19 protein-coding genes and 1 riboswitch are annotated in these 23,203 nt (G+C 63.1%); of the genes, 3 read left to right on the top strand and 16 right to left on the bottom strand.

Annotation, left to right across the window (positions count from 1 at the left end; translation table 11 throughout):
* Positions 1-322: 322 nt before the first annotated feature.
* Positions 323-904: a hypothetical protein gene (locus ACI2I1_RS09470; protein WP_404678904.1), complete on the top strand. Its 582-nt coding sequence runs from the start codon at positions 323-325 to the stop codon at positions 902-904.
* On the opposite strand, the gene ACI2I1_RS09465 is transcribed toward ACI2I1_RS09470, so the two are convergent.
* The 15 genes from ACI2I1_RS09465 to ACI2I1_RS09395 form a co-directional block, all read right to left on the bottom strand.
* Positions 858-1,541: a Fe2+-dependent dioxygenase gene (locus ACI2I1_RS09465; RefSeq protein WP_404678903.1), complete on the bottom strand. Its 684-nt coding sequence runs from the start codon at positions 1,539-1,541 to the stop codon at positions 858-860. The two genes, ACI2I1_RS09470 and ACI2I1_RS09465, sit on opposite strands and share 47 nt — an antisense overlap.
* Before the next feature lie 20 nt (positions 1,542-1,561).
* Entirely contained in the window at positions 1,562-3,829 is a 2,268-nt protein-coding gene (locus ACI2I1_RS09460) for a TonB-dependent receptor (protein WP_404678902.1), read from the bottom strand.
* 224 nt (positions 3,830-4,053) lie between these two features.
* Positions 4,054-4,245, bottom strand: a complete 192-nt coding sequence (locus ACI2I1_RS09455) for a DUF1289 domain-containing protein (protein ID WP_404678901.1) — start codon at positions 4,243-4,245, stop codon at positions 4,054-4,056.
* A gap of 7 nt (positions 4,246-4,252) precedes the next feature.
* Complete coding sequence (locus tag ACI2I1_RS09450; RefSeq protein ID WP_404679163.1) at positions 4,253-4,636, bottom strand: acyl-CoA thioesterase; 384 nt, start codon at positions 4,634-4,636, stop codon at positions 4,253-4,255.
* Between the two features lie 191 nt (positions 4,637-4,827).
* A riboswitch (cobalamin riboswitch) is annotated at positions 4,828-5,031 on the bottom strand.
* A gap of 40 nt (positions 5,032-5,071) precedes the next feature.
* Positions 5,072-5,596: a GNAT family N-acetyltransferase gene (locus ACI2I1_RS09445; protein WP_404678900.1), complete on the bottom strand. Its 525-nt coding sequence runs from the start codon at positions 5,594-5,596 to the stop codon at positions 5,072-5,074.
* Entirely contained in the window at positions 5,589-6,377 is a 789-nt protein-coding gene (locus ACI2I1_RS09440; protein ID WP_221541778.1) for a LysR substrate-binding domain-containing protein, read from the bottom strand. The genes ACI2I1_RS09445 and ACI2I1_RS09440 overlap by 8 nt, the downstream gene beginning before the upstream one ends.
* 67 nt (positions 6,378-6,444) lie before the next feature.
* Positions 6,445-6,765: a thioredoxin gene (gene trxA / locus ACI2I1_RS09435; protein WP_221541779.1), complete on the bottom strand. Its 321-nt coding sequence runs from the start codon at positions 6,763-6,765 to the stop codon at positions 6,445-6,447.
* A gap of 54 nt (positions 6,766-6,819) precedes the next feature.
* Positions 6,820-10,335 (bottom strand): double-strand break repair helicase AddA, encoded by a 3,516-nt coding sequence (gene addA / locus ACI2I1_RS09430; RefSeq protein ID WP_404678899.1) that lies wholly within the window; start codon positions 10,333-10,335, stop codon positions 6,820-6,822.
* Entirely contained in the window at positions 10,296-13,313 is a 3,018-nt protein-coding gene (gene addB, locus ACI2I1_RS09425) for a double-strand break repair protein AddB (protein ID WP_404678898.1), read from the bottom strand. Before addB ends, addA begins: the two co-directional genes overlap by 40 nt.
* Positions 13,306-14,028 (bottom strand): nucleotidyltransferase family protein, encoded by a 723-nt coding sequence (locus ACI2I1_RS09420; protein ID WP_404678897.1) that lies wholly within the window; start codon positions 14,026-14,028, stop codon positions 13,306-13,308. Before ACI2I1_RS09420 ends, addB begins: the two co-directional genes overlap by 8 nt.
* Complete coding sequence (locus ACI2I1_RS09415) at positions 14,025-15,014, bottom strand: aminoglycoside phosphotransferase family protein (RefSeq protein ID WP_404678896.1); 990 nt, start codon at positions 15,012-15,014, stop codon at positions 14,025-14,027. The genes ACI2I1_RS09420 and ACI2I1_RS09415 overlap by 4 nt, the downstream gene beginning before the upstream one ends.
* Positions 15,011-15,448, bottom strand: coding sequence for a tRNA (adenosine(37)-N6)-threonylcarbamoyltransferase complex ATPase subunit type 1 TsaE (gene tsaE / locus ACI2I1_RS09410; protein WP_404678895.1), 438 nt, complete (start codon positions 15,446-15,448; stop codon positions 15,011-15,013). Before tsaE ends, ACI2I1_RS09415 begins: the two co-directional genes overlap by 4 nt.
* Complete coding sequence (locus tag ACI2I1_RS09405; RefSeq protein WP_404678894.1) at positions 15,445-17,787, bottom strand: PAS-domain containing protein; 2,343 nt, start codon at positions 17,785-17,787, stop codon at positions 15,445-15,447. Before ACI2I1_RS09405 ends, tsaE begins: the two co-directional genes overlap by 4 nt.
* A gap of 96 nt (positions 17,788-17,883) precedes the next feature.
* Positions 17,884-19,293: an adenosylhomocysteinase gene (gene ahcY, locus ACI2I1_RS09400; RefSeq protein ID WP_404678893.1), complete on the bottom strand. Its 1,410-nt coding sequence runs from the start codon at positions 19,291-19,293 to the stop codon at positions 17,884-17,886.
* 134 nt (positions 19,294-19,427) lie between these two features.
* Positions 19,428-19,886, bottom strand: a complete 459-nt coding sequence (locus tag ACI2I1_RS09395; RefSeq protein WP_404678892.1) for an S-adenosyl-L-homocysteine hydrolase — start codon at positions 19,884-19,886, stop codon at positions 19,428-19,430.
* A gap of 172 nt (positions 19,887-20,058) precedes the next feature.
* On the opposite strand from ACI2I1_RS09395, the gene ACI2I1_RS09390 reads away from it, so the two are divergent.
* Positions 20,059-20,538: a peroxiredoxin gene (locus ACI2I1_RS09390; protein WP_221541788.1), complete on the top strand. Its 480-nt coding sequence runs from the start codon at positions 20,059-20,061 to the stop codon at positions 20,536-20,538.
* 66 nt (positions 20,539-20,604) lie between these two features.
* Here the strand turns inward: ACI2I1_RS09390 and ACI2I1_RS09385 are convergent, their stop codons facing one another.
* Positions 20,605-21,060, bottom strand: a complete 456-nt coding sequence (locus ACI2I1_RS09385) for a hypothetical protein (protein WP_404678891.1) — start codon at positions 21,058-21,060, stop codon at positions 20,605-20,607.
* 272 nt (positions 21,061-21,332) lie between these two features.
* On the opposite strand from ACI2I1_RS09385, the gene ACI2I1_RS09380 reads away from it, so the two are divergent.
* On the top strand, positions 21,333-23,192 hold the full coding sequence (locus ACI2I1_RS09380; RefSeq protein WP_404678890.1) for a diguanylate cyclase: 1,860 nt from the start codon (positions 21,333-21,335) through the stop codon (positions 23,190-23,192).
* Positions 23,193-23,203 lie beyond the last annotated feature (11 nt).

Below are 23,203 nucleotides of genomic sequence, written 5' to 3'. Positions count from 1 at the left end.
TTCTATTATTTCAGACCGACACTCAACGATCTTTCTCCACGAGGACAATTCCCTTAAAACGGCCTCGGCTCGATCTATTCGGCGAATAGAAACCATTTTCCTACACGTCATTGCGAGGGTAGCGACCCACTCCATGAAGCGGCAGCTCTGCACATTCGGTGGTTGCCCTGTGCGCTAGGTCCAGTCCTTGGATTGTTGCGGAGCCTTCGGCTCTTCGCAATGACAAGGAGAAGATGTGCGGTGCGGGTACCCTCGCTCCTCCCGCTCCCTCCTAGGGATGCGCCCTCCCCTGCGCGGTTCCTTGCCATGACGGAGAACGAGCATGACCCCAACCCGCAAGATCGCCCGCCAGGCCACCTCCGCCGTCGCCCATATCGGGGACGAGCCGGAGGCGGACGATCCGCTGCTCGCCTTCGCGCCCTATCTCCACAAGCAGCCGCGGCGCAATTCGATCACGCCCGATCTGCAGCGGCGCTTCGTCGCCACGCTCGCGGCCACCGGGATCGTCAAGCAGGCGGCGCTTTCCATCGGCAAGAGTATCGAGGCGCTCTACAAATTGCGGGCGCAGCCGGGGGCCGAGGGGTTTGCGGAGGCGTGGGATCTGGCGCTGCGTTACGGCGCGGAGCGACTGGAGGATTGCGGGCTCGAACGCGCGCTGAAGGGCGGGTTCGACGATGATCCGGTCAGCGGCTGGGGCGGCCGCGGCAATGGGCTGCTGATCTATCTGCTGAACCGGCGCAGCGCCTTCCGCGTGGACGAGCGCGAAATCAGGCCGGGCCATCCGATCTATGAACGCATCCGCGCCGAAGTGCTGGCGGGGCTGCCCAAGTCGAAGGGGGCGGCGAAAGGGGCCGGGCTCAGGACGAGGCCCACATCCGCACGAGATTGTGATAGAGCTGGGTGAGCCGCAGCACCTCTGCATCCTGGCTGCCGCGATCGGCGGCGAGGGTCTGGGCAGTGCGGTCGAGATCGAACAGCATCTCGCGCTGCGCATGGTCGGCGACCAGCGATTGCATCCACATGAAGCAGCTCACCCGCTCGCCCCGCGTCACCTCGGTCACCCGGTGGAGCGTGGTGGAGGGATAGAGCAGCATGGACCCGGCGGGCAGCTTGAAGGTCTTGCGCCCCTCGTTCCCCTCGATCTCCAGCGCGCCGCCGTCATAGTCATCCGGCTCGGTGAGGAAGAGCGTGGCCGACAGATCGGTGCGGATGCGCGCGCCGGTGCCCGCGTGGACGCGGATGGCGTTGTCGACATGGAGGCCGAAGGTCTCGCCCTCGCCATAGCGGTTGAACAGCGGCGGGAAGATGCTGTGCGGCAGGGCGGCGGCAAGGAAGGTGGGATTGGCCGAGAGCGCATTGCTGACCGCGGCCTGCGCGGCGCGGGTCTCGGCCGCATCCTCGGGCAGCTGGCGGTTGCGCTTGGCCCCCGCCGCCGTGGCACCGCTGGTGACGTTGCCATCCACCCACTCGGCGGCGAGGAGGCGGCCGCGCAGGGCAGCCGCCTCCTCCGGGCTCAGGACATTGTCGATCTGGAGTATCATGTCCTGCTCCCGTTAGCCGATCACAGCGTCGCCGTCAGTGTGAAGAAGGCCGAGCGGCCCGGCGCGATGTAGCTGAAGGGCGAACCCGAGCGGTAGATCGCGTCGTAATAGCGCTCGTCGGTGACGTTGAGCACGTTGACGCGGGCCTCGAACACGTCGTTGACGCGGTACCGCGCCACGGCGTCGAAGCGGGCATAGCCGGGCACGCGCGCCGTGCCGGCCAGCTGGGTGCCGCCGAACATCTCGTCCTGGTAATAGACCTGGCCGCCGACTTCGAAGCGGCTGGTGACCAGCACCGTGGCGAGCAGCTGCGCGGTATGCTCGGGGATATTGGCGAAGCGCCGCCCGACATTGTCCGGATCGGCCGAGGCGGTGATCTCGGCATCGGTATAGGTATAGCCGCCGAACAGCTTGATCCGGTCGGCGACCGTGCCGCTGAAGCCCAGCTCCACGCCCTGCGAGCGCAGCGTGCCGACATTGGTGTAAGGCTGGCCGCGCCCGCCGGATTCGCGGGCATTGTCCTTCTCGATCCGGAACAGCGCCGAAGTCAGCAGCAGATTACCGCCGAACAGTTCGAGCTTGCCGCCGATTTCCATCGAAGTGTTCTCTTCGGGCTGGAAGTCGATGGTCTGATCGGAAATGCCGTCGTAGGAAGCGCCATTGCCGTCGAGCTGCTCGCCGCTGGGGTTGGAGCTGGTCGCATAGCTGGCATAGAGCGTGGCCTTCGCCGCCGGCTTGTAGATCGCGGAGGCCTGCCAGTTGAAGAAGTCCTCCGAATAGTTGAGCGTGGAGTTCGGGCTGGCGTAATCGATGTCGAACGTATCGATCCGCCCGCCCAGCATGACCCGAAAGGCGTCGGAAAAGCGGATCGTGTCGAGCAAGTAACCGGCATAGCTGGTCGCCTTCGTCGTGGTCACACCGGCTTCGAGATCCGGGCCGATGGGCACATCGAAACCGAGCACGGGATCGGGATCGAACAGATCGTAGATCAGCCCGCCGGGGACGGAGATGATGTTGCCATTGGCATCTTCCACGGTCGAGGGAACGTTGAGGCGATAGGACTGGATCGTCTCCTCGCTGAAGTCGCCGCCGAGGACGATTTCGTGCGTGATGCCGCCGGTCTGGGCTTCGGCGACGGCGTAGGTGCTGTTGGCCCAGTAGCTGTTGTCGCGCCAGCTGCTCTTCATGGCCGGGCTGACGGTATATTCGCTCTCCGGCACCGGCGTTCCGCCACCGCGCGGGCACCGGCCCTCCGCATCGCGCTCGAAAATGCAGAGCGACGGTTCGCTCACCGCGTAGCGATTGTAGGTCTCGCCATAGCGCGTCACCGAGTGGAAGCTCAGCCCGGATGTCGGCGTCCAGTCGAACTGGACCGTGCCGATATCGGCGCCGTTTTCGATGAAGTCGCGGCCCACCACGCCGTAGAAATTGTCCCGGTCAACGAGATAGGGTTCCTGCGTGGTGGCGTCGAAGGGATGACCGTAATCGGGAACGCCGTCGAGGCGGTAATGATAATAGTCCGCCGAAATAGCGAGCGTATCGGTCGGGCGCAGCGTGATGGCAGCCGTTCCGCCGTAACGCTCGCTTTCCACATAGTCGCGGCCCGGCGTATCGGCGTCGTGATAGAGGCCGTTCACACGCACGGCGACTGCCTCGCCAAGCTGGTAATTGGCATCCACTGTACCGCGGTAATAGTTCTCGGTCCCGACACCGCCTTCGATGACGGCAAAATCGTTGCCGAACTGCGGCTTTTTCGACTGGAGGCTGACCAGACCGCCGGTGGTCCCGCGGCCGCCGTAGATGGCGCTTGGACCCTTGACGACCTCAACCTGTTCCACAGCGAAGATCTCGCGGCTGGTCACGCCGGGATCGCGCAGGCCGTCGATATAAACGTCGTTGCGGGCTTCGAAGCCGCGGATGAAAATGCGGTCGCCGAAGGCATTCCCCCCCTCGCCCGTGCCGAGCGTAACGCCAGGTGTGCTGCGGACGATTTCGCGGAAGCTGTTGGCGCCGATGTCCTCGATCACTTCCTTGGGAATGATGGTCTGTGATTTCGGCGTATCGAGAACGTCGTCAGTGAACTTGCGATCAGTCGAGCGATCGATCTTGTACGGCGACTCCTCGGCATTCACGTTCACGTCGGGGCGCTGCCCGGTGACCACGATTTCACCCTGCGGCGGACTTTCCGAAACTTCCTCCGCAACTGCAATCGACGGCAAGAATGCCGCGCCGAATGCGCCCGCCAGCAATGTGGTGGCGGCGCTTGTCCCTGCCCTGTTCTTACTCATGTTATCTGGCAAAATGCCCTCCGTTGATGTCCGGAGGCGCTATTGCGAATGATTAGCATTATTACAAGGCGTTTTTGGTCAAGATGATGTTTTCTTTACATTATTGCTTCCTAATGTGCAGCCGATGTAATTGAAATTGCGGCAAATGCTTGCTGTTAAAAGCGACGCGACCGGTCGCATCTAACCCACACGTAAGCACTATAAATCTGCGCGACGTAAGAATGTCAGCGCTCCACGTCCGCCCGGTTGGTGTCCAACCGACGCTGCGCGCGGCTTATGATTGCACGCCGCTCGCCGTCTTCGGCATCCGCCCACCCTGCGATCTCGGACAGGCTGCGGCCGCAGCCCGTGCACCATTGTCCGTCGGCGTCGAGCCGACAGACTTTGATACAAGGTGATGCGACCGGTTCTGTCATGTGATCCCTATGCAACTACCGCGAGCGGTTTGACCGAGCGCGGGCGGCGGTCCTGCCCGATGGCGACGAAAGTGAAACGGGCCTTGGTTACCAGATTGGCTTCTTCGGAATGCCTGTCCCGTCGCCAGGTGGCAACTGCGACCTTCATGGAACTGCGCCCCACCTCTTTCAGCGTGGCATAGACCGATACTTCGTCGCCCACGAAGACCGGCCGATGGAAGGTCATTCCATCCACCGCGATCGTTACCGCTCGTTCTCCGGAATGGCGCGAGGCGATGGCGGATGCGGCAAGGTCCATCTGGGCCATCAGCCATCCTCCGAAAATGTCACCGTAGACATTGGCGTCTGCCGGAACCGCAGTCACGCGAATGGCGGCCTCGCTGGTCGGCATCGTTTCATCGCTCACGACGCAGCCTCCCCGAACACGGGAGCTAGAGGGCGTTCAGCGAAATATGCAATCATGATTGTCTTCCCCGAAGATCTGGGCGGGGACGAACGGGCGCAGGCAGCTGCACGGGTCCTGCGAACATCAAGTCCGGCCCATGGTTCACCGCAAGCATCCGTACCGGACACCCCGCCGGTGGATAGTATCGCGCCAAAGGCAGGTCTCCTGGCTCACGGGTCGGTGCAGTCGGTCCGTCTTCCCGCAAGCCAGAGCCGCAGTGACATCAATGGACCGCCGCTCGCCGCTTACAGTTGCGGGGGCAGCGCCGGTTTTGCACCGGCTTCCCGTCTTAGCTCCGCAGCGAAAAACCGCTCCGGAGAACCTTCGACATCTGGGCGCATGCGCCAGCGACCCTGCCCCGTCAAGACAAGGTTTTTGAACTCAAGGCAGGGGATCGGAAGCAAGCAGACCGTAAACCGCCAGATCGCAAAGCCCCTTGTGCGTGGTCTCGTGCTCACGAAATAGGGCCTCTCGGGTGAAGCCAAGGCGGGTCAGGAGGCGGATAGACGGTACGTTTTCCAAATCCACCTCGGCGATGACCTTTCGCTTTCCTTCCGTTTGGACAAGGTGGCGAACCAGCGCCGCAGTGCATTCGCGGGCCACGCCCTGGCCTTGGCGATCAGCGCAGGTCACATAGCCGATTTCTGCAATACCCTCTTCGTGGCCGGGGACCGCCACGAAGCGCCCTGTCACTTCGCCCTGTTCGTCTTCGGCAATCCAGGTGCGCCCGTTCCATCCGGGTTCTGCGAGCCATCCCCATAGCGCATCTTCGCTTTCGAAGGCAGGCCTGGAGAGATAGCGGCATTGGGCGTCATCAGCGAATGTAGGGTAGAGCGCTTTGGTATCCGTGTGCATCAGGGGGCGAAGTTTGAACCGCTCCGTCCTGATGATTGGAACGTCACTCACCCGCAAGGAACGTGACGAGGGAGCGCACCTTCTTGGTTCGCCACTGCGGGGTTGGTGCGACGAGCCAGTAAGCGCGCGTACCGGTTTCCGGACCGTCAAGCACTTCGAGCCGTCCGGCTTCAATCGCTTCCTTGGCAAGGAGTTCGGGCAGGATAGCCTTGCCCAGCCCAGCCATTGCGCCGGACAGAGCCTGCCCTGCATTGCTGACGGTAACATGCGCCTGCACCCCATCCTGCAGCGGCAGTCCCCAGTCGATCCAGCGATCGGGTGCGCCCGGCGCCGCCACAGTCACGCGGCGGGCCGCGGCCAGTTCGGTACCCTGCAGATCACCCGGCCCATCGACGAGCCGGATGGCGCAATCGAGATTGGCTTCGGTGAAATCGGCGTTCTCGTCCGCCACGAAGGAGAACTTGACGTCGGGATTGTCTCTGGAAAATTCCGCCAGCCGGGGTGCGAGCCACTGGGCATAGAATTCACGCGGGCATGCGATCGTGTAATTGTCGCTCGCCTGACCCGCCTGCATGGCGGACACGCTTTCTTCGAACTTGAGGAAACCCTCGCGCAGGGAATCGAGGCCGGCTGCCCCTTCCTGCGTTAGCTCAAGGCCCTTGCTCGTCCGGCGGAAAAGAACTGTGCCGAGATGGTCTTCAAGCGCACGGATCTGCTGGCCGACAGCAGCAGGCGTCACCGCTAGTTCATCCGCCGCGCGGGTGAAACTGAGGTGTCGGGCCGCAGCGTCATAGACGCGCAGGGCGTTGAGGGGCAGGTGCGTGCGCTTCATGGTTCCAAGCGTTTAGCAAGGTCGCGCCGCAAGACAAGTTTGCGGCGCGAGGATATGGATTGCAGGATTAAAGCGCGCCTTCAAGCCACTGCTTGAGCTGGCCCTTGGGCGCTGCACCGCGCATATGGGCGGCAGGCTCACCATTCTTGAACAGCACGAGATAGGGAATGGACTGGACCCCCATCTGGCCCGGTACGCCGGTGTTTTCCATGATATCCATCTTCGCGATGGTGACCTGGTCGGCCATTTCCTCGCTCAGTTCTTCCAGCGCGGGCGCGATCATCTTGCACGGGCCGCACCATTCGGCCCAGAAATCCACGAGAACGGGCTTGTCGCTGTCCAGAACGTCTTTCTGGAAACCTTCGTCGGTGACAGTGATGGTGGACATGGGAATACTCCTGAAATCAAATGTCTTGGCGGCCCATATGGACGCGTGGGCTAATTACTCAACGGCCATCGCGGGAAAGCTTTCCTGCCGATCGGCAAATGCGGCCTTGTATGGCGCGAGAGTGGCGGCGGGCAAGGCAATGAGTTGGGGTGTCTGGGTGTAAAGCACGGCTGCGTCCACCGCACGGCCCGGATATATCGCCTCGAGCGCCGCGACATAGGCCGCCATCTGGCGAAGCGTGGTATCCGGGATGGCGTCGAGCGATGTCGGCGGGCGGCGGGCGGTCTTGAAATCGACCACGGTCACCTTGTCAGGCGTCACCAGCAATCGGTCGGCGGTTCCCATTACGACCTGCCCCTCAACCGTCGCCGCAAGCGGGGTTTCCGCCAGCGCGCCGGGCCCGAAGAGGTCGGCGAAGCCCGGTTCGTCCAGCACGGCCAGAGCGCGCGAAAGCATCTCTTCGCGCTCTCCTGCAGGCAGATCGTTGGCCTGCCGGGCCAGCCATTTCGCCGCAGCATCCTCGCGCCGCTCGGGTGCCACTTCCGGCAACCGCTCTAGCAGCGCGTGGATTAGCACGCCGCGCCGGGCCGCACCGGCAGCGGCTTCCGGCGGGAGCGGCGGATCGCTTCCTTCAACTTCACCCAGACCCGACGGCGCGAGCGGGCGTGGAGGCCGCGGTTCCGGGCCGACGGGCTGGTGCGCCCATAGCGGCAACTGAGAAGTCGCGACCTGCGTCTCCTTCGCCCGGGCAGGCACTGCAGGAGCCCGCTCGCCCGTTTCCCAGCGTGCGCCCCAGATCGCATCGTCGACCGCCTCATCCTCGTCGAACAGCGCCGAGAGCCGGGCGTACCAGCTATCTTCATGCGGCCCGTTCTTGGCATCGCGCGGGCCAAGCGAGCCGCCGATAAACAGCGCCTCTTCCGCGCGGGTCATGGCCACATAGAGTAAGCGCCAGTGTTCCTGCATCGCGCGGGTGGCGTTGAGCTCTTCCACGGCCTTGAGCGGACCAACCTTTTCCTCCTTGGTCAGGGGAGGCAGCGGAATGATATTGCTCTCTTCCGCACCAAGCGGCCGGTCCTCCAGCGCGAGTTCGCCCGAGGCATCGGGCCTGATCGCCGCATCCGCCAGGATCACGATGGGGGCCTGGAGACCTTTCGAGCCGTGGACCGTCATCACGCGGACCTGATCGCCGCCCTCGCCTGCCTCGCGCTTCACCTCGCCGTCCCCGGCATCGAACCAGCGGATGAAACCTTGCAGGCTCGCCACATGTGTAGATGCATAGGCATTGGCGGCGTTCAGCAGTTCATCCACCGGATCGTTTGCTTCCCGCCCCAGCCGCGCCACCAGCTTGCGGCGACCATCGAGCGGACCGACGAGGATGTAGTGCAGCAATTGCTGGGGACTGTCGTAATCTGCACGGCGTAGGATTTCGCGCAAGCCATGGACCCTCTCCGCAACGCGCGGGTGGTCCGAGCTGCGCAAATGCTCCCACAAGCGGATGCCTTTCTCGCGCCATCCGAATTCGAGCAGCTCTTCCTGGCTCCAGCCGAACAGCGGCGAGACAAGCAGGCTTGCGAGCGTGAGATCGTCCAGCGGCTGTGCAGCAAAACGGATTGCCGCCATCAGGTCCTTGACCGCCAGCGGGTTGCCTAGCCTCAGCCGGTCTACACCGGCCACCGGCACGCCATGCGCGTAAAGCCGCGCCACGATCAGCGATGCAAGCTCGCGCCGTTTCTGGACCAGCACCATGACATCGCCCGCACCGGCCCGCCGCGCCTCCCCCTTGACCAGAGTAAAGCCATCGCCCGCGGGATCGAGCCAGCTGGCGACCTGCTGCGCGATCCGGTCGGCAATCAGGCGATCGTGCCGCGCAAGCCAGCCATTCTCCTCGCTCGCCTCATCCTCGCCTTCCGCAATGCGGACCTCTTTCCATAGCGTCACCAGACCCGGCGCATCGGCACCGATATGGGGGGGCGATGGCTCTTCTAGGCCGAAATCCTGGTGCCCGATGCTGGCCATGGCCCGGTCGACGAAGCCCAGCACCGTCTGGTTAGTGCGGTAGCTGCGGCCGAGGTCATATTCCTCCAGCCGCGCCGCCCTGTCTGTCGCCCTGCTTTCCATCGCAGCAGCCGACGCCGTATCCATCTTGTCGCGGAAATAGTCGCGGGCCTCGCGGAAATTCTCCGGACTGGTGCCTTGGAACCCGAAGATCGCCTGCTTGTAATCGCCAACCGTGAAAATCGTGCGGACCGCATCACCGCGCGCGCCGAGTCCGTCGAAATAATCATCGGTCAGTGCCTTCACGATGGCCCACTGCGCCTTGTTCGTATCCTGCGCCTCGTCGACGAGAATGTGATCGAAGCTGCGGTCGAGCTTGTAACGGATCCAATCCGCCATCTGGCTCGACGACAAAAGGCGGGCGGCACGGTGGATGAGGTCGTCGAAATCGACGAAGCCTTCACGCGCTTTCGCCTCTTCCCAACGCAGCGCGAAGGCGCGCCCGGCCTCCAGCTGCGGAGCGAGAAAATCGGCAAGTGCGAGCAGTTCGCGCCGCTCGTTCACTGCCGCGACCGCCGCAGCTATCTCCTGCTGCTTGCCCGGGAACGCGGGATCGTTCTTCTCCGCACCTTTCATGGAGGTGGGCTCGCCATCCTTTTTGAGGATGCAATTGCGCTGGGTGAAGCCGCCTAGTTCGGCGTGGCGCGTTGCTGGTTCCAAAGCCAGCCAGCGCTGGATGAAGGATGTGCTGGTCTCGGCGGCCTTGGTTTTCCATCCATCCAGGGCTGGCAGCATGGCGCGCAGCGTACCGACCGGGAAGTTCGCGTCCGAGCAGGCATCAGCCACCCACGCCTCATCTGCATTCACGGGCACCCCGAGCAGGCGCCGTACCGGGTCGCGAAGGCTGTGCTGCCATCCCGGCTGATCCCACAGTTCCTTATGGCGCGCGCAGCGCATTAACCAGCCGAGTACCGCATCGGGGCCCTTGCGGCGGCTCATTTCCGCGACCGCATCGCGAGTGCCGGGGTGGCCCTCAGCCAGCAGATCCGAGAGAACATCGCGGCTCAGCAGATCGCGATCCCGGTCCTCCATCGGCTGGCTGCCGGGAAGCACGCCTGCCTCGCTGGGAAAAGCGCCGAGCAGGTATTGCGCAAAGGCGTGAATCGTGTCGATCCGCAGGCCCCCGCCGGGGCAATCGAGAACGCGGGCGAAAAGCGACCGGGCGCGCGACTGGGTATCGGGATCAATCGAGGCGCCGAGATTGCCCAGTTCCAGCGCTAGCTGACCCGCATCCATGCGAACCCAGCGCGCCAGCACTGAATTTACGCGGACCGCCATTTCCGCTGCGCCCGCCTTGGTAAAGGTAAGGCAGAGGATCTGCGATGGATCAGCATTGCGTTCCAGCAGCAGCCGCAGCACGCGCGCGGACAGAACCTGCGTCTTGCCGGTTCCCGCACTGGCAGAAAGCCAGACACTGTCCTTCGGATTGACGCTGTCCGCTTGCGCTTCTTTCAAGGGAAAGACTTTGCCGCTCACGCTGTTGCTTCCTCGTCGCCCTGGCGGGGAAGCCATTCTTCAAGTCGCATCAGCTGATCGTAGGTATCGTAAGCAGGGTAATTCGGGTTCTCCCTCGCCGTGAACGGCGCATCGCCCTTGATGTATTTGCCGATGGCTTCACCCAGCTTGCCTCGGGTGAGCGGCAGAAAATCCTCCGGCGCGATGCCGCTCCGCTTGCTGCCCACCTTGAGCGGCACTTCGACATATCCGAAGCCGTGAGGATTATCGTCCTTGGCCCGGCCAAGCGACCAGTATTCATAACCACCGGGCTCGCCCGTCAGGCCTTTGAAACCGTCATCTGCCGCGATGAGCCCGAGAATACCGAGCTGGAGCGCAAAACCTTCCTCTACCATGGCCGCGCTGGGCGGTTTGCCGGTTTTGTAGTCGACGATGGCAAGACTTCCGTTAGGCAGCCGGTCGATGCGATCTGCACGGCCGTGGACGAATACGCCGTCGAATGTCATCGCACCCTTGGTTTCGACTGCCAGCACCTCCCGCTCTTCATAGGCGGAAACGCTCGCCTCCACCCATTCGAGCGCCTTTTGCAAGCGCGGCTGCCACAGGCCGCGAATGAGCGGATCGGCATTCTGCTGGTCAAGTACCTGCTCCATAATCGGCCCGATACGTGCTGCGGGGTCGGTGTTGCGGGCCAAGTGCCAGCGTTCGAGTATCTCGTGCGCGACATTGCCCTGCCACAATGCATCCGGATCTGCGTCGAGCGCATCGAGATCGGACAGACCCATGATCTTCTGGGCAAAAAACTGGTAGGGATCGCCCAACAATCGATCGAGCGCCGTAGCGGAGATGTCGACATCGCGCTGTTCAGCCGACGGTGAAGGCCGCGGACGCGGATAATCCGCCGCCGGCTGGGCGCGGGTCATGACCTGGGCGAGCGAGATCGTTCTGCGGTCCTCGTAATTGGGCAGCAAGTCTCCGAGCAAGGCCTGTACGCGTAGGAGGAAGCGGCTGGGGATGGCGGGTCCGCCCTCGTCTCGTTCGCTGCGGCTGAGCACCACTTCGGGCGCGCCCATCGCACCTGCGAGATCGTGCGCCGATAGACCGATGCGGAAATCGCCGCCCGGGACGCCCAGGGCGCGCAAGACCGGCGGCGCGAACAACGCATCGATGCTTCCGCGGGCAGGCCAGACACCTTCATTGAGACCGGCACAGATTACCAGATCAGCCCGGTTCATGCGTGCTTCGAGCAAGCCAAGAACCTGGACCCGCGCGTGGCCTCCATAGGGAGGGCGTACGGCGCGTTCTTCCATCGCATCGCCCAGCACCGCAGCGATGTCTCGCGGTGCGGCCTGAAAAGCAGACTCTCGCGCATGCAGGCGGAACTCCTCGACGAAGCCAGCAAGCGTTCGCCCGTCTTCCTGTGCCCAGAGCTTCTCTCCACAGAGCCCCTCGGCACTGGCGGCAAGCGTGTTGATCAGGTCGGCGAGATCAATCGGTAAATCCCGGTCGATTTCCACCAGTGGGGCCACATGCGTTTCTGCGATGTTCCACCAATCTGCCATGTCCGGCTGTCTCTCTGCCAGCCGGGCGATTTCCGAACGCGCCGGTTCCAGCCCAGGCATAAGGCGCGGCCCGCGAAGCTCGCGTTCCAGCTTGCGCAACCGCTGTAACCAGCGCCCGCGGTCCATTCCGCCATCCACCAGCGGGTGGCCGAGCAATGCCATCAGGGGAACAGCCCTCGCCCCCTCCGCCATGACCTCTGCAGCAAGAAGAAACGCCCGCCCAGCCGCAGTTTGCGAGAGCGGACGACCAGCGGAATCGTCCGCCACGATGTTCCAGCGCGCAAGATGGTGCACGACGCGCCGCGCCAGCGGGCGGTCCGGGGTGATGACGGCAACACGTTTTTCAGGCTCCGCCAATGCCTCGCGGACCAGTAGCGCAATCGCTTGCGCCTCCTCCTCAGGATTGGCCGCCTCCATCAGGCGCACTCCCGACAGACGCCGTTTCTCGGCTGGCAGTTCGACCCAGACCTTGCTCGCCTCGGGCGGCAGAAACAACGCCGATATCGCGTGACTGCGTTCGGGCGGAGCCGCGGTCATGCCCTTCCGGTGCCACGGCTGCACCTCTTCGCGCGCGACGCCCATCCGGCTCAGTAGCAGTTTGAGGTGATACTGCGGGTGCGTGACTGCATCTTCGCGGGCGAACACGGTATCGCCGGGGGTCGGTGCAGCGCCAGCACGGCCCAATTCTTCCCACACGGCGGCGTTCATTGTGAGATCGAAATCAGGAAGAATTACCGCACCTTGCGGCAATTCGCTCACAACCCGTAACAAGCGCGCCAAAGCTGGAGCAGCGCTGGTGACACCCGCCGCCACGATCGGCGTCGCAGGCGGGTTCGCCTTCCAGATTTCACGCGCCTTGTCGAACAGGCGGTTTCGGCGCGCGGCAGCGTCGAGCATGCCATTCTCGCCCAGCCATGCGAGCCATTTAACCTGCACGTTCGCAAACAGACGGATGGATTGCTGCCAGTGCTCCGACAGGTCGGGAAAGATGTCGACCACCTTTTCATCGAGCAATTGCTCGGGCCCTACATCCTCAACCAGCAAACGGTCCATCGTGGCGCCGGTTTCGCGCGCCAGCCTAAGCAGCGTCGCGCCCTTGGGGGCATCGTCACCCATCTCTTCGGCAATGAGCCTTGCGAGCGCGAACATGCGCCGCTGCGGATCGATCGCGGGTTTTATATCGCTCGTGCCAAGCGGATCGAGCAGCGGCCCCAGAGCCTCGTCCAGATCCAGATCACCCACCACTGCCATGCGCGGCATCAGCAGGCCTGCGCGGCCCTCACCGCCAGCATGGCGGATGAACGCTTCGGAGATAGTGCGCCGGGCGCGTGAGCTGGGCAGCAGCAGGGTTAGTCGCGCGAGGCCCAGTTCGCCGTCTCCATACCGGGGTACCAGCCCGGCCACGAGCGCGTCGGCGAAGCCTCTGTGCGCGGCGATGGAATAGACTTGCGGCCCGCCCCGCGCCTCAGCCACCCGTCAGCGCCTCTTCGGTCGGCCGAATATGCTGCGGCGTGCCGACTTCGTACCACATGCCGGTGAAGGCGATGCCAAACAAGCGCCCTTCCTCAATCGCCCGGTCCCAGAGGACATTGGTCGAAAACTTTCCGTCCGGCGCATCGCGAAGCAAGCGGTGCGAGACCAACTGTATACCGGTGTAGATGAAGGGCGCGATGCGGCCCGGCAGCTTGCGCGTGAGCTGGCCCCGTCCATCCATGTAGAAATCGCCGGACCCATCGAAATTCCGCGCGCGTGCGTGCGTCACCACCAGCAGCAGCGCGTCCATCCGTTCGGGATCCCAAGCGGCGGACAATTCTTCGAAGGCGTTGCGCGGACCGTCGAGCCAGATGCTGTCGGCATTGCAGGCGAAGAACGGATCGGGAAGCATCCCCGCAGCCTTCGCCGTGACCATTCCGCCGCCGGTTTCCAGCAATTCCTCACGCTCGTCAGAGAATTGCACCGCCGGGGATTTGCGCGGCCCGAGATGCGCCTCGATCGATTCGGCGAGGTAGTGCACATTGACCACCGCTTTTTCGATCCCCGCATCCTCGACCCGGTCAAGGGCGCGGTCGATGAGCGGCTTGCCCAAGACGCGCACCAGTGGCTTCGGCGTAGTTGCCGTGAGCGGGCGCATCCGTTTGCCGAGACCGGCAGCCATCAGCATCGCGGTATCAGAAACGAGGCGGCTCACGAAATCTTCCCCCCGTGCGCATCGCGCAGATCCTGCGGAATATTGGCGTCGAACCAGGCCGCGACCGGCGCCATGGCTTCATGCGCCAGATCGCGTTCCATTGCTTTCCAGACGCGCGGGATCATGCCGAGATAGCGCGGCTTGCCGTCGCGCTTGAACAGGCGCGTGAAGATGCCGACGATCTTCGCGTTCCGCTGGGCCCCGAGCCGCGCGTAATCGGCTTCGAAATGCTCGCCAGGATCGGCTGCTGCGCGGTAGCGGCACAGCATGTCATGTTCGAGTTGGTGGGACACGTCGCGCCGGGCATCCTGAAGAAGGCTGACGAGGTCGTAAGCGGGATGGCCGACGAGCGCGTCCTGGAAGTCGATCAGGCCCTGCTCGCCTGCGAGAGCGCCCTCTTCCAGCAGCATGATGTTTTCGGCGTGATAGTCACGCAGCACCGTCACACCGGGATTCTGACGCGGAAGCATCGGAGTGAGCACCTCTTCCCAGGCCGCCTCCCACCCTGCCTCATCGACTGTCAGGCCGACTGCTGGGCAGTACCATTCCAGGAAGAGCGCCGCTTCGCGCTGGTACACGGCCAGATCATAAGGTTCGAACGGGCCGGGAGGCAGGCGGTGCAGCTGAACCAGCGTGTCGATCGCCTTGGCGTAGATGTCATGCTCGTCACCGGGATGATCGTCGACCCATTCCTTCATGCGCGTGTCGCCGAAATCCTCGGTCAGCACCCAGCCCTGCGACGCGTCCTCGCGTAGGATTTCGGGTCCGCGCAGACCATTGGCATTGAGCCATTCGGCAACATGCAGAAAGGGCTTCGGATCTTCATGCGGCGGAGGTGCGTGCATCAGCATCGCGCTCTGCCCACCACGGCGGATACGGAAATAGCGGCGGAAGCTGGCATCGCCCACCAGCGGGGCGATCTCTGCACCTTCCCAGCGGGTCGCACCGAGGAAGGTCTGGATGTCGTCGAATATGGCGTCGCTCATGGCATGCGGCTTTGCCAAGCCTTGCCTGGCTTCACAATGGCCTGTCTGCCCTCTCCCACCGTTTCCAGCGCGATTGAAAGGCAAGTGGCCTCATGTTCGAAGCCGCCGGCATGATCGGGCCATTCGGCGAGCAAGGCCGCCCCTTCCCGATAATCATCGAGGCCTATTTCCTCCGCCTCAGAAGGATGATCGAGTCGGTAGAAATCCGCATGCACCAGCGGAATGCGAAGATGATCGTAGGTTTCCACGATGGTAAACGTAGGAGAGGGCACCTCGCCCCGGTGGCCGAGTGCCGCGATGATCGCGCGGGCCAGCGTCGTCTTGCCGGCACCCAGCCCGCCAGACAGCGCGACGACATCACCGGGCCGCAGTTGGCCTGCAATACGTTCGCCAAAGGCTTCCATGGCGGCGAGATCGGCAAGATCCACTATCATGGAAGCGTGATCGTCACAGTGGTTCCGGCGTTCTTCCTGCTCTGGAAGTCCAGCGTGCCGCCGTGCGCCTCGATCAGCTGCCGGGCGAGCGGAATCCCAAGGCCATGCCGCCGTTCGATCCCCTTGCCATCGCTGCTCATGCGAATCCCTTCCAGCGCACGGGTCATTTCGTGCTGACTCATGCCTTCCCCGGTATCCGTGATCGAGATACGATTCACTCCGCGACGCTTCGCGATCTCGATCATGATCTTCCCGTCGCGCGGCGTATGAGCGATGGCATTATCGAGCAGCTGGCCGATTGCCCGCTCCAATTGCTGCCGATCGACCTCTATCGACTTTTGCGGATTGCCATTGAGATCGAGAGATAGTCCCGCACCGATAATGGCGTCTTCCCGCTGACGAACGATCTGTTCCAGGAACGGCAGCACCTGAACCTTGGTCTTTCGCAACGGCATCAGTCCGGCTTCGGATTGCGACAAGTCCAGCACGTTCTCCACTTGCTCGGTCAACTTCTCGACCGAAGTGGTGATGGCCTGCACATATTCCTTGGCCTGGGGCGAAAGATCGCCCGCCACCCCTTGGGTCAGCAGTTCTGCAAAGCCCCCGATCGTGGTCAGCGGTGTCCTGAATTCGTAAGACATACTCGCAAGAAAGCGCGTCATCACCGCATCCGCCTCTTCCAGTGCGCGGTTACGTTCTCTCAGCGCCTGCTCTGCCTGTTGAGAGGCCGTTACATCGAGCACGGTGAGCAGGCCGTTCCCGTCCGGCAGTGGCACCCCGCTATAAGTGAGTGTTCGCCCATCGGCGAGTTCGACAGTATGCTGGTTGTTCTTGCGGTCGAGCGTGGCGGCGCGAATGGTTTGCCCGATCTTGCCGACCTCTTGGGGATTGGCCAGCTGTGTGGCAATATTGCCAAGCAATTGTTCGGCTTGCGGGTGCCCGTCCAGAGCTTCGCTCTCGATACCCCAGGCGATCGGAAAGCCGCGATTCCACAGTTCGAGATGGCCGTCAGGCGCAAACACCGCCAGCGCTTCGGAGAGACTGTCAAACGTCGCTGTGCGGGTTCTGAGCAAAGTGTCGCGAGTGGCGGACAAAGCGAGCTGTTCGGTGTGGTCTTCCGCGATCATCACCAGCCCCCCGTCAGGCAGCGGCTGCGCAACCAGGCGAAGATGCGTACCGTCGGGGAGTGGCCAGTTGAACTCTTCTGGCTCGTCCTTCTGGAACCACTCGCCCAGTTCCTTGCGCCAGCTGGGAAAATCGCGGACCTCCGGGATCTTGCCGTTTTCGCGCGCCACGGTCAGCATCTGATCGAAGCGAATGCGATCCCCGACCACGCCCGGCGGCAGGGCGAAGGTGCGGTGGAAGGGCTGGTTCGCGAAGGTCATGCGCTGGCGCGAGTCGAACTGAGCAACCCCGATCGAAAGCTGGTCGAGCATCGAGCGCTGCGCTTCTCGGAAAGCACGGAATTCGCGTGCCTGCTCCTCCATCTCCTCGATATCGATCGCGTAGCCCGCAATCCCTTCCCCGACCAGAGGAAGGTCGGTGACACGCACGGTGCGCCGGGCGTTGTTGATCGTTGCGGAGAGGATGCGTTCGATGGGTTGGCGCCGATCCGCCGCCTGCTGCGCCACCTGCGCCGCACTGCGACCGCCGATCTGTTCCACCAATTCTATCTGGTCCGCCACGACCCGATCTGCACTTTCGGCACCGACCGCTTCGACATAGGCCTTGTTGACGAGCCGCAGATGCATGTCCGACCCGCGGAACCACATGGGCATGGGGGCGGCTTCGATCAAACCGACCAGGGCTGCGAAATCGTCACGGGCGCGGGCCGCTTCCTCGCCGAGCCGGGCCAACTCTTCTTCGGTTTCGGTGAAGTCGAACGCCCAGACCAGCGCGGCCCCGCTGGGGGATACCATCGGGTCCGCCAGCGCTCCCCTTAGCGAGAGCGTCTTTCGCGAACCGATGGGCCGGAGCACCATCTTGAAGGGTCGGGCAGTCTTTTGCGTCCGGCGAACATGGGAGGAAAGCTCTTCCACCTGCTCTTCGGAAAGGCCGCTTCCATCCGCGCGGGACAACTCAGTGAGATATTCCGGCACCGTGTCGAGCCCGATCCAGCGCGCAAAGCGATCCGGCGCTTCGATCCGCCCGTCGGACCGCACCAGCAGCGCGATCGCCGGCCCGTCCTCGACCATGCGGGCGAGCCGCCGCGCGGCGTTGCGATGCGCACGCGCGCTCCGGATTTCCCGGCTCGCTTTCAGCATCAGGAATATCGCTGCCCCGGCCCACAGCGCAAGCAGCAGGCCGATCAGGGGCAGGAATACAGGCGTGGTTTCCATTACAAGCCAGCTATGCCGCTAGCGGGCTCGATGCAACCGCAGATGCAGCCGCTATGGCGGCGGCCCGACGCCAAGCCGGGCCGCCCCTGCCGCCTGTCAATAGCGGTAATGCTCAGGCTTGAACGGCCCTTCGACGGGAACGCCGATGTAATCCGCCTGGCCCTGGCTGAGCTTGGTAAGCTGCACACCCAGCTTGTCGAGGTGCAGCGCGGCGACCTTCTCGTCGAGCTTCTTTGGCAGGACGTAGACGTCGTTCTTGTAAGCGTCGGTGTTCTTCCACAGCTCGATCTGCGCCAGCACCTGGTTGGTGAAGGAACAGCTCATCACGAAGCTGGGGTGGCCGGTGGCGCAGGCGAGGTTCACGAGACGGCCCTTGGCCAGCACGATGATTTCCTTGCCATCGGGGAATTTCACCAAGTCAGTGCCGGGCTTCAGTTCGGTCCACTCATAATTGTCGAGCGCCGAGATCTGGATCTCGCTGTCGAAGTGACCAATGTTGGCCACGATCGCCATCGGCTTCATCGCCTTCATGTGCTCTGCGGTGATGACGTCTTCATTGCCGGTGGTGGTAACAAAGATGTCGGCGCGCTTCACGGCCTCTTCCATGGTCACGACCTCGAAGCCTTCCATCGCTGCCTGCAGCGCGCAGATGGGATCGATTTCGGTGACCAGCACGCGCGCGCCGCCATTGCGGAGCGACTGGGCAGAGCCCTTGCCGACATCGCCGTAACCGGCGACGCAGGCGACCTTGCCGGACAGCATCACGTCGGTGGCGCGGCGGATGGCATCGACCAGCGATTCGCGGCAGCCATAGAGGTTGTCGAACTTGGACTTGGTCACGCTGTCGTTCACATTGATCGCCGGGAACGGCAGCTTGCCGCCCTTGGCCAGGTGATAGAGGCGGTGAACGCCGGTGGTCGTTTCTTCCGAGACGCCCTTGATGGCCTTGACCGACTTGGTGAGATAGCCGGGCTTGCGCTTGAGGAAGTCCTTCAGCGCGCGCTGCATTTCGATTTCCTCGGCATTCTGCGGCTCGGGCATTTCCTCGCCCGCCTCGATCCGCGCACCCCACAGCGCGAACATGGTGGCATCGCCGCCATCGTCGAGAATGAGATTGGCTGTGAGGTCTTCGTCACCTTCGCTCGACCAGTCAAAGATCTTGCCGACATAGTCCCAGTAATCGGCGAGGCTTTCACCCTTGATGGCGAAGACCGGAATGTCCTGCGCGGCGATGGCGGCGGCGGCGTGATCCTGCGTCGAGTAGATGTTGCAGGTCGCCCAGCGTACTTCCGCGCCCAGCGCTACCAGCGTTTCGATCAGCACGGCCGTCTGAATGGTCATGTGGAGCGAGCCCACGATGCGCGCGCCCTTGAGCGGCTGCGCCTCCCCATATTCTTCGCGCGTGGCCATCAGGCCCGGCATTTCGGTTTCGGCGATGCGGATTTCCTCGCGGCCGTAATCGGCGAGGTTGATGTCCTTGATAACGTAATCGTTGAATTGGGCCACGGGCGGTCCTTTGCAATCTCGATAGAAGATGTGCCGCACATGAAAATGGGCGGCACCTTGATGGCGCCGCCCTAGCCTCTCGCCGATAGGAGGGCAAGCTGTCCGCCCGGCCCCTACCCGGCTCCGAAAAGCCTTCAGCGCCGCGCCCACAGGCCTCCGCTGCGCGGTGCCGGGCAGAGCAGTTCGTCGGCAGCCTGTGCGAGAACAGCCGGATCGCTGTTCTTCGAGAGATCCTCGGTGATCTCCTTGAGTTCCGCGCAGCCGAGCCACGGGTGGCCCTGACCATATTCGTTCGCCATACCGACACTGATCCGGTCGAGGGCACGCTTGGCGCCCTTCGTGCCATGCGCGGCCACGAGGCCGCCTTCCAGCCGGCGTGCGGCCGAATTCAGCGCGGTGATGTGCGTGGCCGAAAACTTGCGGTAATGCGGCTGGAAATCGTCCGCACCCATCCGGCACCGCAGCGATGTCACCATGAGCATGATGTCGAGGCGGCGTACCTGTTCGTCCTGGCTGGTCGCGCTGGCGACCGTCGGTGCAAGCACCAGAGCAGCGGCGATGGAAGCAACCCCCAATTTCTTCGTGAAATGCATAATACTGTGTTCCCTGAGCGAGCGTCCCGTGCTCGCCAGGAAAGGCCTAGGGTGGAAAATTTACCGACACTTAAAGCCCCGCGGTAAAGCCATCTTAACCATGCGATGGCTTGCAAGGCTGACGCAGCGCATTAAGTCGCGTGGCAGGATGGGACATACAGGAGTTTCCAAGATGACAATCAACGTAGGCGATCGCCTGCCCGACGTAACGCTGGTCAAGGCCACCGAAGAAGGTCCCGAACAGGTCCAGTCGTCCGAATATTTCGCCGGCAAGACCGTGGCGCTGTTCTCGGTTCCGGGTGCCTTCACCCCGACCTGTTCGGCCCGCCACCTTCCCGGCTTCGTGGAAAAGGCCGACGAACTGAAGGCCAAGGGCGTCGACGAGATCGTCGGCACCGCCGTCAACGACGCCTTCGTGATGGGCGCCTGGAACAAGGCCGCCGGCAGCGACGACATCACCATGCTGGCAGACGGCAATGGCGACTTCGCCGAAGCGGTCGGCCTGACGATGGACGGTTCGGGCTTCGGTCTCGGCAAGCGCGGCCAGCGCTATTCCATGCTGGTCGAAGACGGCGTGGTGAAGCAACTGAACGTGGAAGAGCCGGGCGACTTCTCGGTCTCCAGCGCGGACCACATGCTCGGCCAGATGTAAGCCGGGATGCCCCGGGCCGCGTGACACCGACCGGGGCCTTTTCAAAAACTTTGACAGGGGCGGGGTTCACGATCCTGCCCCTGTTTTGCGTGGCAGGCCGGCACCCCGCCGCGCCAGCCGCAACAGTGCGGAAATGTCGGGTTTTTGCCGAATCCCGACCATCTTCCCGCGATAGACGACCGGCTGCACCAGCCCGTCGTCGACCCATCGAAACAGCTCTTCGATTGTCAACTTCCGCCAGTCGGGTTTCGGGCGGCTGGAACGGCGCGTTCCCGGCGCGCTGAGCACATGGTCCCAGGCAAAGGCGAAACCTTCGCTACCGGCCCGTTCGCGCAGGCCATAGGCGCTCGCCCGCGACATGCCCGCAGCACGCGCCGCGGCGCTGACCGATCCCGTGACATAAAGCGCCGCCAGGAAACGGCATTGCCGCTCCAGCGTCCAGCCATCGCTGCGCGGCCTGAGTGGCACGGGATGAAAATAGGGCGGACGGCGGCGGCAGCGATGGGCAGGGATTCCGGTCATCCGGCAGGATGGAGCAGAAACGATCGGTGTAGGAAAATGGTTTTGCAGAAGATGCCCGGCCGCGCCGATTGAACAGAAAGTCCGCTGGGCGATACCCCTTAATTCCTTACCGGGCCTGACAGGTCTATCACTTTGGTCTAATGAAAAGCGAAGAGGCGAGGTTAGTTTCGTCCCATGTCCTGACGAAGTCATGCGACCTGAGTGCTGGGGAGAGCAGGAGGATGGCAAACGATCGGATTTCCTGCAGGTGGTGGCAGGCGGCCGCCATGTCTATGGGCCTGTTTTCTCTCGCCATTCCCTCGCTGGCTTCGGCGCGCTGCATCGGCAGCGACGATCCGCTGGTGATAGAGGCCGAGAATGAAGTCGGGCGCGATCCCGCAGCGGCAATTGCCTGGATCGATAAGGCCATCGAACGCACCGATTCTGCCGATCGGCGCAGGATTGCCAATCTTTATCTGGCGCAGTCGATCGCCTATTCCATGGCCGGGCAGCCGGGTACTTCTGCGATCAACGCCGCCAACCGTATCGCTGCCCCCTTACCGGAAGGCGATCCGATCAAGCTTTTCCTTGCGATCAGCAGGGCAGCGAAGATCGATGACGGAACGGCGCGATCGCGCAGGCTCGATGCCATAGCCGAGGCGCACGCAACTCTCCCCGCCAGTTCCGGGCAGAAAACCTGTCTCGGCGTTGATCTGGCCTATTACAAATCCATGGACGACGAATGGCGCGAGGCTTTCGAGTTCGCCAGCCAGGCTTACCGCGACCGTGATGCCGAAAGAAACAGCCGCGCGCGGGCCGAAGCAGCATCTCTTCTCGCCTATATCCTGTCCGAAGGTCATCAGTACGAATACGCCAAGCAACTTCATTCCGAGGCGCTTTCCTATTTCGTGGCCAAGGACCTGTATGATCTTGCCGCGAACGAATATGTCATCCGCGGATTTATCGAACTGGAAATGGGCCAATGGTTGGCCGCCCTGGCAGACTTTGAAGCTTCCATCGAGCAAGCCAGAAGCTACGGCAACGACTATGCAGTGGCCTACGCCGAACTGGGTGCCTGTCAGGCAGCCCTGGATGGCAATATGATCGAACGGGCTCAGCCTTCGTGCGACCTTGCCTTCGCTGCACTTAACGGCCCGAGAGAACCGACGGCAATGTTCGCCAGCACCGCCAAGGCATCTCTTCTCCTGCGCCAGGACAGGCCTGCGGAAGCGGTATCCGTGCTGAACAAAGCCATTGCGGAAAGGGCTGAACGAGCCAACGCCAAGCAGCAGGCGGCGGCATATGAAGTGCGCGCCGAAGCGCTTTATGCCCTCGGCCGTTACGCCGAAGCCTATCAGGACACCGTTCGCGCCGGGGAAATCAACGAAGACCTTTACGAGCGCAGACAAAGCAATGCGACGGTCATCGCGCAGGCCCGCTTCCAGACACAAGAATTGCAAACCGATCTGGAAAAGGAACAATTGTCGGGCCAGGCCAGCAGGAGGCTCGCACTGGCTGTTGTGATCGGCGCCGTCACGATCCTGCTGCTGCTGGGGCTGCTGGTCTTCACGCTGCTGCAACACCGCCGCGAGTTCCGCAAACTGGCGATGATCGATCCGCTGACCAATCTTTCGAACCGCAGGGCCACTCTCGACCAGGCCGACGAAGCCTTGCGGGACGCGGGCACCACCAAGCCGCGCGCCGCCGTGGCCCTGCTCGACATCGATCACTTCAAGCGCTGCAACGACACCTATGGCCACGATGCCGGTGACGAGGTGCTGCGCGAATTCGCGCATATCGTGAATGCGGAAATGCGGGATCAGGATATCGTGGGCCGCTGGGGCGGCGAGGAATTTCTCGTGATTTTCCCGCGAACCCGCGCCGCCGAGGCAGCTGCTGCGATCGAGCGTATCCGCAATGCCGCCTTACGCGCGAAATTTGATTTTGCGCCAGGCTATGTCCTGCAATTCAGTGCCGGCATCGGCGAACTGGACGAGGCCGAGGGCGACTTGCGCGAGATCATCAAGCTCGCCGACCGGCGTCTGTATGCAGCCAAGGCAAAGGGAAGAAACCGCACCACCATCAAGGGAGCGGGCATCGATGTGCTGGCGGCCTTCGGCAAGAGAGGACCGGCGAACCGGCCCACGCCTTGACCGGGCGGCCA

The organism is Qipengyuania sp. NPDC077563 (genome assembly GCF_044901345.1).
GTDB classification, from domain to species: domain Bacteria; phylum Pseudomonadota; class Alphaproteobacteria; order Sphingomonadales; family Sphingomonadaceae; genus Qipengyuania; species Qipengyuania aestuarii.
This window is presented reverse-complemented; position numbering and strand designations above follow the sequence as displayed.